This window comes from Streptomyces sp. NEAU-W12, assembly GCF_026242095.1.
GTDB lineage: Bacteria > Actinomycetota > Actinomycetes > Streptomycetales > Streptomycetaceae > Streptomyces.
The window spans coordinates 159,355-172,342 of the sequence record NZ_JAPJDM010000011.1; the positions used below are offsets into that span (position 1 = coordinate 159,355).

Consider the following 12,988-nt stretch of genomic DNA (forward strand, 5'->3'; position numbering starts at 1 on the left):
AACCCCGGCGGGACCGCTGGTGGAAACGCGGGCCGACAAGTCGTCCGGCACGTGCCGATCAGAGCGTACCGACCCGCACGCGGTCACTGTCCCGGTCGGAGAGGAACGACGCGAGCGCGCTCCCCTCCTCGGCGACCGCGGCCCGGTCCACCCGGGACAAGCAGTGCAGCGGGGTGACCACCACGGTCCCCTCCCCGAACTCCCATGTCGCGGCGGCCCGCCCGTCGACCAGTACCACCCGGGCACCGGAGACCGACAGGCCGCGGTGCGCGTCGTCGATGACGCGCCCCCGGTCGTGGTAGCCGAGGATCGCGTTGTCGAACGCCGGCAGGAACCGCACCGGAACCGGCGTCGCGGCGTCAGGGCGCGGCAGGCCGGGCAGGTCCAGCAGCTCCCGCCCCCGCTCGTCGCGGAACGAGACCAGTTCCCCGCGCATCGCGGCGACCGCGGCCGGCAGCCCGGCCAGACCCGACCAGGCGCGCAGATCGGCCGTGGCCGCCGGGCCGTACGCCGTCAGATAACGCCGTACAAGCGATCGGCCCACGGGGTCCGACGCGTCCGCGGGGAGCGGGTCGACCTCACGGCCCAGCCACGAGGAGACCAGGAAGTTGCGCACCCCGCCCTTGGTCCGCCACAGCCCGCGCGGAGGTGACTGCACCACCGGGATCAGGGCGGCGAGCAGCATCTCTCCCAGCGCACGCGGCCCCGGTTCCGGCCAGCGCCCCGCGAGCTCCCGTGCCAGGCCGCCCATCGAACGCGGCTCCCCGTCGGACATCAGCTCCCGGCCGGCCGACTCGAGCTCACCGAGATCGACTCCGGCGAGCTCACGGCGGTAGACGCCGAGTACCCGCTGGCGCAGCATGGCGCCGTGCCGGGCCCGCCACGCCAGCAGGTCGCCGGCCGTGACGAGATGTACCGTCCGCCGCATCAGATGGGCCCGCACCACGTCCCGTCCGGTCAGCAGGTCCGACAGCGCGGACGCCTCGAACCCCCGCAACCGCGACCAGAGCCCGACGAACGGCTCCTGCGGTTCCTGCGCCTGCAGACCCCCGAGGTGCGCCACCGCGTCCAGCGCCGGCATGGCGGCGCGGTCGAGCAGCAGCTGCCGGGCGAGCAGTGCGCGGTTGAGCGCCCGGGCGTCCAGCACGGTCACCGGATCACCCGGCGGTGCGCCTGTTCGCGTGTCGTCATGGTGACACCGTTCCCTTCGATTCCGTACAACGTGGTGGGGCCGGGGCGGGGCCGTCGGTCCGGCGTCCGCCCGTCCAGCGTCCCGCGCAGGATGCCCGGCGTGCCGGGACGTCTCCGCGGCGAGGTGCGTCAGTACCCGGCGCGCACTGCGCACCGCTCCCGGCTCGTGCCACGGCGCCCGGGCAGCGGGTGCGCCGTCGGCGGACCGGGCGGGGTGACGCCCTCGGGCAGATCGTGGCGCAGCCCCGAGGGCCTTTCGGGCACGAAGCGCATCCACCCTTCCCCGACGGGCACGAGGTGCTTGAACAGTCCTCCCGGGCACAGCGCGCGGATGCGAGCGTGGCGAGCGGACCGGCCCGCTCCGCGTCGGTGGCGGACCGGTAAGCGGCCGCGGCCGTGGCGGCGCTGCCGGTACCGGCCGTGGTGTCCGGCACGGGGGTGGTGGTCACGGCGAGGAAGCCTTTCGGGTCATGCTCGTCGTCCTGCGGTACGGGACCACCGTGACAGCCGTAGAGGTCAGGAGGTGACCTCTACTCGGGGCACCATGGGTGCCATGCCAAAGACATCGGCGCGACTGCTGGCCCTGCTCTCCCTGCTCCAGGCGCGCCGGGACTGGCCGGGGGCACTGCTGGCCGACCGGCTGGACGTCAGCCCGCGCACCGTGCGCCGTGACGTCGACCGGCTGCGCGAGCTCGGCTATCCCGTCGAGGCGGTCAAGGGCCCCGACGGCGGCTACCGGCTCGGCGCCGGCACGGACCTCCCGCCGCTGCTGTTCGACGACGAGCAGGCCGTCGCCCTTGCGGTCGCCCTCCGGGTCGCCGCCACCACCGGCGCCGGCATGGAGGAGGCCGCGACGCGCGCGCTGAACACCGTCCGCCAGGTGATGCCGGCCAGGCTCCGCCACCGCGTCGACACCCTCCAGGTCACCGCCGTCGAGCGAGCCGGCTCTGCCCCCCAGGCCGACAGCGGCGTGCTCATGACGCTCAACGCCGCCGTCCACGCCCGGGAGGTACTGCGCTTCGACTACACCCCCGCCTTCCCGTCCGAACACGGCGGACAGGACCCTGCGGGACCCCCGCCGCGCCGGGTGGAACCGCACCGCCTCGTCACCCGGGGCGGCCGCTGGTACCTCGTCGCCTGGGACCTCGACCGCGAGGACTGGCGCATCTTCCGCGCGGACCGGATCACCCCACGCACCCCCACGGGCCCCCGCTTCACACCGCGCGAACTGCCCGGAGGCGAGGTCTCCCGTTTCATCACCGCCAGGTTCCGCGGCTCCGACGGCTCGGGGGAGTGGCCCTGCCGCGGCGAGGTGATCCTCGACCTGCCCGCCGCCGAGGTGTCCCGTCACGCCCGTGACGGAGTCGTCGAGGAACTCGGCCCGGACCGCTGCCGGCTCATTCTGGGCGCATGGTCGTGGGCAGCCCTCGCCGCCACCGTCGGCCTCTTCGACGCCGACATCGAGGTCGTCGGCCCGCCCGAACTCAAGGCAGCCTTCGCCCACCTGGGCCGCCGTTATACGACCGCCGGTGCGGCCCTCCCGCCCGACCCCGTGCCCCCCGCACCGCACAGCGGCTCCGCCCCGCCCCGAAACTCGTTGGACGACTCCCCGACTTCAGAAGAGCGTTGACCGGATGCATCAGGAGGTCCTCTGGGGCGCCGACGCCGCCCAGCGCTACGACACACCCGGTACCGGCATGTTCGCGCCCGAAACCCTGCGGCCGATCGTGGACCGGCTCGCCCGGCTCGCCCGGCTCGCCCGGCTCGCCCGGCTCGCCCGGCTCGCCCGGCTCGCCCGGCTCGCCCGGCTCGCCGAGGGCGGAGCGGCGCTCGAGTTCGCCGTCGGGACCGGCAGGGTGGCGGTGCCCCTCGCCGGACGAGGCGTCCCCGTCACCGGTATCGAGCGGTCGCGCCCGATGGTGGAGCGGCTGCGCACCAAGGCGGACGAGGCGACGATCCCGGTGGTCATCGGCGACATGGCGACCACCGCCGCGCCGGGGGAGTACGGCCCCGTCCACCTGGTCTACAACACGATTGCCGACCTGCTCACCCAGGCCGAGCAGGTCGAGTGCTTCCGCAACGCGGCCCGCCACCTCGTCCCCGGCGGCCGGTTCGTGGTCGAGCTCTGGGTGCCGGAACTGCGCAGGCTCCCACCGGGCCAGGCGGCCACGGTCATGCGGTCCGAATCCGGCTACATCCTCCTGGACACGTACGACGTCCTGCACCAGCGGGTGGTGTCGCACCACTTCCGGTTCGACGGGACCCGGCAGGCGCGGCTGGACCGCACCCCGCACCGCTACATCTGGCCGGCCGAACTCGACCTCATGGCCCGGCTCGCCGGCTTCGACCTGGAGACCGGACACGCGGACCGGACCGGCACCCCCTTCACCGCCGAGTCGCGCTCCCACGTGTCGGTCCACCGCACGCCGCTCGCTCCCGCGCACCCGGCCGAGCCCGGGAGGTAGCCCCGCGCGAAGGGTTTCCGGCCGTGCCGTGGTGCTCGCCGCGTGACATCGTGGTGCCATGAGCATCGATGTGCGCCCGGCCTTTGACTTCGACGGCGTCCATGCCGTGCTCGGCCCCAAGTCCCCTACGGCCAGCGTCTGCTGGTGTCTGAGCTACCGCATCCCGTCCAAGCTCAACCGTGAGCTTCGGGGGCCGGCCCGCGGGGAGTACGTCGCCGGGCTGTGCCGTACGTCGCCCCCGCCCGGGGTGCTGGCCCACGCCGGTGACGTACCGGTCGGCTGGGCCGCGGTGGCGCCGCGCTCGGCCACGTCCTTCGCCCGCAACCGCAAGATCCCGCACGTCGACGACCTGCCGGTGTGGTCGCTGTGGTGCATCCGGGTACGCCCCGGTCACCGCACACAGGGGATCTCGCACGCCCTCATCGCCGGTGCGGTCGAGTTCGCCCGCACCCGGGGGGCACCCGCGATCGAGGCGTACCCCCTCGACAACGGTGACGCCAAGGTCGACCTCACGATGGCGTACGCCGGTCTCCGGAAGAACTTCGAGCGTGCCGGGTTCACCCATGCCGCCGACACCACCTCGGTACTGGCCGGACACCCCAGGGTCCTGATGCGTCTCGACCTGCGCCCGGGCGGACCCGGAGCGGCCGCGAAGGGGCCGGCCCGGCGGCCGGTCCGGCCGGGTGACCCCGGCCGGACGTGACGGCCGGGTCTCAGACCCCGACGCCGAAGTCGGCGGCGATTCCGGCGAGCCCGGAGGCGTACCCCTGGCCGACGGCGCGGAACTTCCACTCGGCGCCGTTGCGATAGAGCTCGCCGAAGACCATGGCGGTCTCGGTGGAGGCGTCCTCGGAGAGGTCGTAGCGGGCGATCTCCTGGTTGTTCGCCTGGTTGACGACCCGGATGAAGGCGTTGCGGACCTGGCCGAAGCTCTGGCCTCGGTTCTCCGCGTCATGGATCGAGACCGGGAACACGATCTTGTCGACCTCGGCGGGGACACCGGCGAGGTCCACCTTGACGGACTCGTCGTCGCCCTCGCCCTCACCGGTGAGGTTGTCCCCGGTGTGCTCCACCGAACCGTCCGGGCTCTTCAGGTTGTTGTAGAAGACGAAGTGCTGGTCGGACGGCACCCTGCCGGAGGTGTTGAGCAGCAGCGCGGAGGCGTCGAGGTCGTAGTCGGTGCCGGTGGTGGTGCGGACGTCCCAGCCGAGGCCGATCACGACCGCGGTCAGGCCCGGGGCCTCCTTGCTGAGAGAGACGTTGCCGCCCTTGGAAAGGGAAACTCCCACTGGGTACTCCTTCTCGGTCGTTCTCGGTGATATCGAGTATTCGCGGTCGTCCGCGATCGATGGGCCGTTCCCGGCCGAGGCTCAGCTGCGTGAGTTGCCGAAGAGGACGCGGTAGCCGATGAGCAGGACGAGCGCGCCCACGATGGCCGAGCCCCAGGTGGCGGCGTCGAAGAACTCCCGCTGCACGGGCCGGTCCAGGAACTGCGACGACAGCCAGCCGCCCAGGAAGGCCCCCGCGACGCCGATGACCGTCGTCCCGACGAGTCCGCCCGGGTCGCGTCCGGGCAGGATGGCCTTGGCTGTCGCCCCTGCGAGCAGTCCCAGCACCAGCCATGCGATGACGCCCATGGCGCCCCTCCTTGTCGTGTCGTCGCGCCTGCCGGCCGACAACGCGGCCGGCAGGCGTCCGTACACGGGCAAGCCTAACCTCTACAATTATGTAGAAGCTGTGGGGTGTCGTCCGGCGAGAGGTCCCGGTGGCCCTCGGGCCGCTTCCGTGGTCCCGGGCGCGGAACACGCCGGGGCGGGCCGGGGCCCGGCCCGCCCCGATGGAGGTCAGCCCTCGTCCTCCGCCTCCTCCTCGTCACCCTCGAAGAAGTCCCCGACCTCGTCGACGACCTCGGCCGCGACCATGCCGCCGACGACCCCCACGGCCAGCCCGGCCGCGCCCGCCGCGACGACCGTCCCCATGCCGGGGCCGGAGCGGTGGCCGTCGTGGTGGTGCTCGTCGTGCCCGTGGTACCCGGTGTGCCCATGCGTGCCGTGCGAAGCCCGGTGCTCCACGAGCCGGCGCATCCACTCGTCCACGATCGCGGTCCAGTCCTGGTGCTCGACCCCCTCGTGGGAGACCGTGAACCGGTTCACCGCGTCGTGGCCGGAGGAGAAGGGCCCACCGCGCCTGTCCGCCTCCAGCACGACCTCCATACCGCCGGGGCCGGCGAGGAACGTCACCTCGATCTCGGTGACCTGGTGGGCGTACCGCGCCCCCGGGGTCAGCTCGATCTCCTGGTAGAAGGGCAGCTGCTGGCCGGTGCCGCCGATGCGGCCGTACTCGAGATCGGCGGACCGGAAGCCGAACCCCAGCCCGCCGAACGCCTCGAGGATCGCTTCCTGCGCGGGCAGCGGCCCGACGCTCAGCTGGTCCAGGTCGCCCTTGTCCTTGGCGCCCGCCACGGCGAGCTCGGTCCGCACACCCAGGACGATACCGAGGCCCTGGCCGTGGAGCTCGGTGACGGGGGTCTCCCAGGGCAGCGCCACGGTGAACGGGACGTTCCGCAGTTCGCCCGCGCCGAGCCGGAAGCCGCCGCCCACGGTGAACCGCTCGAAGACGACGACGCCCTCGCTCTCCCCCTCCTCGTGCTCGGCCTCGACCCGGGCCACCAGCTCCAGCGTGATGTGCTCGATGTCGAAGTCGGCGTCACCGCCCTTGAGATGGACCTGTCCGGTCAGTGCGGCTCCGGGCCGGGGTGCACCGGGGTCGAGGACCGTGTCGACCGTGGGGCCGCCCACGCCGAGCGAGCCGAGCAGTCGTTTGAACACCATCGGGGCGTCCACTCCTTCACGTGCGGGTGTTCCGTGAACACGGTGCCGCGCGCCCTCACGGACGCACGGCGCAAACTTTCTACAAGCACGTAGAAGCATAGGGCGGCGATGTCCGGGCAGACGTGCACTCGCTGCCGGCGCGGCGGGAATGGCCGAAAGTGGGCACCCGCGTCTGCGGTGCGGACGGGATCCCCCTCCGCCACCGCACGCGAGGGGGACGGTCGGTTGTCCATGCGGTCGGGTTTACCCGGACGTCGGCCACAGCTACGGTTTTCCGGGTCGTTACTCCCGTGCTACTTCCACAACTCCTGTAAGAGGTGTTCTGCTCTGTCTGGGTTCCCGAAGGAAGGAATCGTGAACGAAACGCTGCCCTCGCGCAGCCCCGGGGAGACGGACGGGCCTCCGACGAGACCGGACAAGCGCAGGAGCCGCGCCGACTCCACGCCGGCCGACGGTGGGACGGACGGGGAGAGGCGGTCGGCGAAACCGCGGGACGCGCTCTTCGACAACGCCAAGTACCTGGCCATCGTGCTGGTGGCGGTCGGTCACGCGTGGGAACCGCTGCGCAGCGAGAGCCGTACCGTCACGGCGCTCTACACCCTGGTCTACGCCTTCCACATGCCGGCGTTCATCATCATCTCCGGCTACTTCTCGCGCGGCTTCGACTGGAGTCCGGCGAAGATCAGGCGTCTGGTCACCGGCGTCGCCGTGCCGTATGTCGTCTTCGAGGTGGCGTACACCTTCTTCACTCGATGGAGCGACAGCGAACCGGACCGTTCGATCAGCCTGCTGGACCCCCTGTACCTGACATGGTTCCTCGCCGCGCTGTTCATCTGGCGGATGACCACCCCGATCTGGCAGACCCTGCGGCAGCCGCTGCCCGTCGCCCTCACCATCGCGGCACTGGCCACCCTCGCCCCGTCCATCGGCAAGGACCTCGACCTCCACCGCACCCTGCAGTTCCTGCCGTACTTCGTGCTCGGCCTCTCGCTGAAGAAGGAGCACTTCGAGACGGTGCGGCGCCGTGAGGTGCGCGTCCTGGCCGTACCGGTGTTCGCGATGGCGCTGGCCGTGGCCTACTGGGCCGTGACCCGGATGGACTACGCCTGGTTCTTCCACAACTCCAGCGCCGAGGATCTGGGGTCGCCCGCCTGGCACGGGCCGCTCATGACCCTGGCGGTCTTCGGCTGCTCGGCGGTCCTCGTCGCCTGCTTCGTCGCCCTCGTCCCCCGGCGCCGCACGTGGTTCACCGCGCTGGGAGCCGGCACGCTGTACGGGTACCTGCTGCACGGCTTCTTCATCCAGGCCGCCAACCACTGGCACTGGTCCCGCAACGACTGGTTCCACACCCCGCTCGGCGGGATCACCGTCACCGCGATCGCCGCCGTGGTCGTGACCGCCCTGTGCACCGCGCCGGTGCGGAAGGCCTTCCGCGTCGCGCTCGAGCCGAAGATGGAGTGGGCCTTCCGGCAGCAGGCCCCCGCGCCCGTGGCGGCGTCGGCACCGGTGCGGAAGCCGGTTCCGGAACCGGCAGGGGCATCACGGCGGTCCAGTTAGCACCGAGGGGCGTACGAGTCCTGCCCCGTGGGCTCGTACACGGCTTCCCGCGGGGGTCGCGGACAGCGCAGAACCCGCGAGGCGCGCGTGTCACGGGGCGGCCCGGCCGGCGATGAGGCCTTCGAGACCGTTGATGGCGAGGTCCGGACCGGGGGCGAACCCGTCGGAGTAGGCGTAGCCCGGTCTCCGGGCGTGCCCCGTGAGCATCTCCGTGAGCCGGGGGTACCGGTCGGCGGGCAACTGCCGCAGGACACCGCCGACGACGTCCTCCGGTTCGGGGGCGTGCCGAACGACAGGCTGGACTCCTGCAGGACGAATCCGCAGAGGCAGCTGTCCGGGGCCGAGAACGCACGCCGACGCAGGGCGGACTTCCAGTCGGCCGTGTCCTGCGGCAACTCGGTCCGGGCACGGACCAGATCGACGATCCCGTCCAGGATCTCGTCCTTGTGGGCCACGTGGTGGTACAGCGGCATCGCCTCGACCCCGAACTGCTCGGCGACCTTCCGCATGCTCACGGCGGGGGCTCCCCGTTCGTCGGCCACGCGCCCGGCGGCCTCGAAGGGGCGCTCGCACGCCCGGCGGCCGTGACACCGTGGAGAGGCCGTCGGCCCCCGGTGACCGTGGGGACGCAGAAGGCGGAGCGGGGCGGACGGGCCGGCCCGCTCCGCCTGTCGAGCCTGGCCCCCCGCCCGCTCTGCCCGCCCGGTCCGTGCGCACGGCGCACCGGACGCACCGCCGTCATGCCGCCTGCCGGGACGTCGGCTGCTGCGAACCGGTGCCGCGCGTGCCGCGAGCACGCGCACGCAATACGGCCTTGAGCACCTCGCCGGTCCACAGGATCGCCGAGCCGACGGCAGTGCACACCAGCCACTGACCGGGAGTGAGGTCGGTGGTGGTGAAGAAGCCGTGCAGGGCGTCGGTTTCGACGATGGCGATGAGCAGGGCGATCACGGCACCCGTGGCGACGAACGCGGAGGTGTTCTGCAGCGTTTCCCGGCTGAACACGCTGCGGGTGTCGTGCCGCACGTTGAGCAGGTTGAAGACCTGGAAGAACACGAAGGTCACGAAGGCCATCGTGCCCGCGACGGTCGCCCCTCCCAGCTCCGCCTCCGGGCCCGGGGCCCAGATCAGCACCGCCAGCGTGCCGGCCGCCATCACCGTGCTCGCCAGCAGGATGCGGGCGAGGCGCTGCTTGCTGAGGATCCGTTCGCCGGCCGCGCGGGGCGCGCGCTTCATCGCGTCCGGACTGACCGGGTCGACGCCCAGGGACATGGCCGGCGGCCCGTCCATGACCAGGTTGACGAACAGGATCTGCAGGGCGGTGAAGGGCGCCCCGCCCGCCAGGCCGGTCAGTGAGGCGATCAGGAAAACGGCCACGAAACCCAGGGCGGTGGAGACCTGGAACCGGGTGAACTTCACGATGTTGTCGTAGATGCCGCGGCCTTCGCGGACCGCGGACACGATGGTGGCGAAGTTGTCGTCGGTCAGCACCATCGTGCCGGCCTCCTTGGTGACCTCCGTCCCCGTGACACCCATCGCCACCCCGATGTCGGCCTTGCGCAGCGCGGGGGCGTCATTGACACCGTCACCGGTCATCGCGACCACGTCACCGCGGTCCTGCAGTGCCCGGACGATACGGATCTTGTGCTCGGGGGACACCCGGGCGACGACACCCACCTCGTCCAGCCGGTCGGCCAGGGCGGTTTCGTCGTCGATACGGTCCAGCTCGGCTCCCGTCACGGCGGTTCCGGGGATACCGAGTTCGCGGGCGATGGCGCCCGCGGTCACCGCATGGTCACCGGTGATCATGCGGACCCGGATTCCCGCGTCGATGCACTCGGCGATCGCCGCGCGGGCCTCGGGGCGGGGCGGGTCGACGATGCCCACCATGGCTGTCAGCACGATCCGGTCGAGGAGGTCCTTGGGGTCCTCGGGAGCCCGGAAGCCGTCGGCGGGGAAATCCTCCATGCCCAGCGCCATGACCCGCATGCCCTGCTCGGCGAGTGAGGCGTTGCCCTCGTCGAACCGGCGGCGGGCCGCGTCGTCGAACGGCAGGATCCCCTCCTCGCCGACGAGGCGGTCCGCGCGGTCGGCGAGGACGTCAGGAGCACCCTTGACGAAGCACCGGACCACCGCGCGCCCGGAATCGTCCGTCCAGTCGTGGAAGGTCGCCATGAACTTGTAGTCGGAGTCGAAGGGGACCTCCAGCCGCCGCGGCCGCTCCTGCCGCAGCCCGGCCACGTCGACGCCGCCCTTCTCGGCCAGGACCACCAGGGCGCCCTCGGTCGGGTCACCCACGACGTCACCGTCGCGGATCACGGCGTCGGTGCACAGGGCCATCGCGGTCAGCGCGTGATCCAGCGTCTGCGGCAGGGGCTGTCCGTCGGTGGTGCGGATCCGTCCCTCGAAGGAGTAGCCCTCGCCGGAGAGGGTGAGCCGGCGGCCGGCCAGCAGCACCTCCCGCGCCGTCATCTGGTTCAGCGTCAGCGTGCCGGTCTTGTCCGTGCAGATCTGGGTGGTGCCGCCGAGGGTTTCGACCGACGCCAGCTTCTTGACGATCGCCCCCTTCTTGGCCATCCGGCCCGTGCCCATCGCGAGGGTGAACGCGACCACCGCGGGCAGGCCCTCGGGGATGGCCGCGACCGCCAGCGACACGGCACTGATGAACAGGTCGCCGAAGTCCTGCCCCCGTACCAGGCCGAGGACGAACACAAGCGCGATGACCAGCCCGGCGATCAGGGCGAGGGTGCGGCTGAGCGCGTCGATCTGACGCTGCAGCGGCGTCGGGCCGGGCTTGGCCGAGTGCAGCATGTCGGCGATGCGGCCGGTCTCGGTGTCCATACCGGTGGCGGTGACCGCGACCTCGCCGCGGCCGCGGGTGACGGCGGTGTTCATGAACACCGCCGTCACCCGGTCGGCCAGCGGGGCGTCCTCCGCGACCTCGGCGCCCGCGTTCTTGGCCACGGCCTGCGCCTCACCGGTCAGGACGGACTCCTGCACCTCCAGGGAAGCCGACGTCAGCAGCCGTCCGTCCGCGGGCACCCGGTCGCCCGGCGCGAGGGTGACCACGTCCCCGGGGACCAGTTCACTGGCGGCCAGTTGCATCAGACGGCCGTCGCGGCGGACCGTGGCATGAGTGACCGTCATCTCCCGCAGGGCGTCCAGTGCCGCCTCGGCCCGTGACTCCTGCACGAACCCGATCGTCGCGTTGAGCAGCACCACCACGGCGATCGCGATCGGGGTCTCCCACTCCCGCGACACCAGCAGGCTGACCACGGCGGCCACCAGCAGAATGATGATCAGGAGATCCTGGAACTGCCGGAGGAAGGCCCGCCACCGGGGTTCACGCGGAGCCTCGTCCAACTGGTTCGGCCCGTGCTCCGCCAGCCGCCGGGCCGCTTCCTCCGAAGACAGCCCCGCACCGGGGTCGACATCGAGCCGGCCCGTCGCGTCGGTCGCGGGCAAAGCATGCCAGGGCGGGGGTGTGGCGGAAGTGCCGGAAGGAAGCATTGCTCCATTCTGCACGCGATTGTGCGGCCCAGCATGCGCGTACAGGAAGAATCCGGAGGTCAGCCCGGGGGCAGGAGAGTTGCCCGCACCCGCACCCGCACCCGCACCCGCACCCGCCCGCGACCGGCCGTGTGCCGGCTCCCGTACCGCTCGGCAGCGGGCCCTCAAAACGGCATCACCTTTTCAGCCCTGCCGCCCGTACGACCTGTGGCCGGCCATGCCGGGGCCGAGGACGGGCGGGTGACCGCCGGTACCGCGGTCTGTTCACCTGCGCAGGGCCTGCCCGCGGCTGCTCCGAAGAGACCCTCCGGGGCGTACGCGGCCCGGAGGGCATCGAGGCGTTCCTCGTGCGATCCGAAGACCGCGCCCCGCAACTCGCTCGCGTCCTCGCCGAGCCCGGCGAAGTTGACATACGTCCCGCCGCTCGAGAACGGTTTCATCGCGTCCCCGGCCGAACGCGCCCATCCGGGTGCGGACCCGTCCAGCGCCGGGTCCCGCCAGCCCGCGTCGATGCTCACGCCGTAGCGCGCGGACCGATGCGCGGACGTGCTCTCGTCGGGACCGACGCGTGCCACGGCGCCGCCCAGGGCGCGGACGACGACCAGGCTTTCCGGAGTGGGCCGTCGGGAGTGCCGGTCCACCAGGGTGGTGATGGCCTCGTCGGTCAGCTCGTCCAGGAAATGCGACTTCATGAAGTAGCGTTCGCCGCCGGGAAACCGCCAGGTGCTGGCGCTCTGCAACGTGACGTAGGACATGGTTCCGCTCAAGTCCCTCAGCGGTGGGCCCGGTTCGCGTTGCGGTGCCAGTGCGGCGAGGGCGGGGCGTCACCCGGGGGACCCCCGTCCACGGCGCCCACCATCCGCAGTCTCGCCCGCGCCGTGACCTGCTGCGCCGACCTGACCACGGGCGGTTGACACCCTTCCGCCGTGCGGGTGCGCTGCCGTCAGGAGGGTCGCGCCTGAGAGGGCACGGGTGGTCCGGGCCGGTATGCGTCCGCCAGGAGTTTCGTCATTGCGTACCGCCCCCGGCCTGCGGTAGCCGTGCAGCACGGTCAGGTCGCGAACGGCTCGGTCTCTGCGTTCCGGCTTGTGAGGGGGATGGCGGGGCATACGGGCTTCACCTGTCTGAGAGGAGCCTGTTCATGCTTGGCATAGTGGCTGCCGTGCTGTTCTTCTTCGCGTTTCTGATCAACGCGGCGGACATCGGCACCAATGATGTGTTCTCTTCGACGAACGTGATGCTGCTGGGGCTGACTGCCCTGGCTCTGCACGTGGCGGGAATCGGTGCGGGCTGGGCTTCCAGGAGCCGACGCTGACCCCGGCTCCTGCGTCCGCTGACTGCTGACCGCTCAAGGCCCGTCAGGGCTGACGGGTCACCTCGCCGCCGGCCGGGCCGGGCCCGCGGGGGCGGGGCCCGGCCGGCCGGCGGGGCGGG

At 72.0% G+C, this 12,988-nt stretch carries 12 protein-coding genes; 5 read left to right on the top strand and 7 right to left on the bottom strand.

Annotated features, from left to right (window positions below; genetic code table 11):
• Positions 1 to 58: 58 nt before the first annotated feature.
• The gene (locus ORI94_RS16115; RefSeq protein WP_266075851.1) at positions 59 to 1,153 is read right to left on the bottom strand and encodes a winged helix DNA-binding domain-containing protein; all 1,095 of its coding nucleotides are present in this window, start codon (positions 1,151 to 1,153) and stop codon (positions 59 to 61) included.
• 591 nt (positions 1,154 to 1,744) lie between these two features.
• On the opposite strand from ORI94_RS16115, the gene ORI94_RS16120 reads away from it, so the two are divergent.
• From ORI94_RS16120 to ORI94_RS16130, 3 genes are read left to right on the top strand one after another with little or no spacing between them, the layout of a single operon-like run.
• Positions 1,745 to 2,821 carry a helix-turn-helix transcriptional regulator gene (locus ORI94_RS16120; protein WP_266075853.1) on the top strand — a complete coding sequence of 359 codons (1,077 nt, stop codon included), beginning with the start codon at positions 1,745 to 1,747 and terminating at the stop codon, positions 2,819 to 2,821.
• A 4-nt stretch (positions 2,822 to 2,825) separates the two neighbouring features.
• On the top strand, positions 2,826 to 3,656 hold the full coding sequence (locus tag ORI94_RS16125) for a class I SAM-dependent methyltransferase (protein WP_266075855.1): 831 nt from the start codon (positions 2,826 to 2,828) through the stop codon (positions 3,654 to 3,656).
• 58 nt (positions 3,657 to 3,714) lie between these two features.
• A complete protein-coding gene (locus ORI94_RS16130; RefSeq protein WP_266075857.1) occupies positions 3,715 to 4,359 on the top strand; it encodes a GNAT family N-acetyltransferase in 645 nt (214 codons plus the stop codon).
• A 10-nt stretch (positions 4,360 to 4,369) separates the two neighbouring features.
• Here ORI94_RS16130 and ORI94_RS16135 read toward each other — a convergent pair whose 3' ends face one another.
• The 3 genes from ORI94_RS16135 to ORI94_RS16145 form a co-directional block, all read right to left on the bottom strand.
• Positions 4,370 to 4,945 carry a TerD family protein gene (locus tag ORI94_RS16135; protein ID WP_266075859.1) on the bottom strand — a complete coding sequence of 192 codons (576 nt, stop codon included), beginning with the start codon at positions 4,943 to 4,945 and terminating at the stop codon, positions 4,370 to 4,372.
• An 81-nt stretch (positions 4,946 to 5,026) separates the two neighbouring features.
• Complete coding sequence (locus tag ORI94_RS16140; RefSeq protein WP_266075861.1) at positions 5,027 to 5,293, bottom strand: GlsB/YeaQ/YmgE family stress response membrane protein; 267 nt, start codon at positions 5,291 to 5,293, stop codon at positions 5,027 to 5,029.
• Positions 5,294 to 5,500: 207 nt separating this feature from the next.
• Complete coding sequence (locus tag ORI94_RS16145; protein WP_266075863.1) at positions 5,501 to 6,487, bottom strand: sporulation protein; 987 nt, start codon at positions 6,485 to 6,487, stop codon at positions 5,501 to 5,503.
• Between the two features lie 354 nt (positions 6,488 to 6,841).
• Between ORI94_RS16145 and ORI94_RS16150 the strand changes: the two genes are divergently transcribed.
• Positions 6,842 to 8,044: an acyltransferase family protein gene (locus tag ORI94_RS16150; RefSeq protein WP_266075865.1), complete on the top strand. Its 1,203-nt coding sequence runs from the start codon at positions 6,842 to 6,844 to the stop codon at positions 8,042 to 8,044.
• Positions 8,045 to 8,134: 90 nt separating this feature from the next.
• Here the strand turns inward: ORI94_RS16150 and ORI94_RS16155 are convergent, their stop codons facing one another.
• The 3 genes from ORI94_RS16155 to ORI94_RS16165 all read right to left on the bottom strand — a co-directional run bounded on the left by ORI94_RS16155 (position 8,135) and on the right by ORI94_RS16165 (position 12,321).
• A complete protein-coding gene (locus ORI94_RS16155; RefSeq protein ID WP_266076023.1) occupies positions 8,135 to 8,284 on the bottom strand; it encodes a hypothetical protein in 150 nt (49 codons plus the stop codon).
• A gap of 498 nt (positions 8,285 to 8,782) precedes the next feature.
• A complete protein-coding gene (locus ORI94_RS16160) occupies positions 8,783 to 11,509 on the bottom strand; it encodes a cation-translocating P-type ATPase (RefSeq protein WP_266075867.1) in 2,727 nt (908 codons plus the stop codon).
• A 209-nt stretch (positions 11,510 to 11,718) separates the two neighbouring features.
• A complete protein-coding gene (locus ORI94_RS16165; RefSeq protein ID WP_266075869.1) occupies positions 11,719 to 12,321 on the bottom strand; it encodes a hypothetical protein in 603 nt (200 codons plus the stop codon).
• Between the two features lie 374 nt (positions 12,322 to 12,695).
• Between ORI94_RS16165 and ORI94_RS16170 the strand changes: the two genes are divergently transcribed.
• On the top strand, positions 12,696 to 12,869 hold the full coding sequence (locus ORI94_RS16170; protein WP_170102187.1) for a hypothetical protein: 174 nt from the start codon (positions 12,696 to 12,698) through the stop codon (positions 12,867 to 12,869).
• Positions 12,870 to 12,988 lie beyond the last annotated feature (119 nt).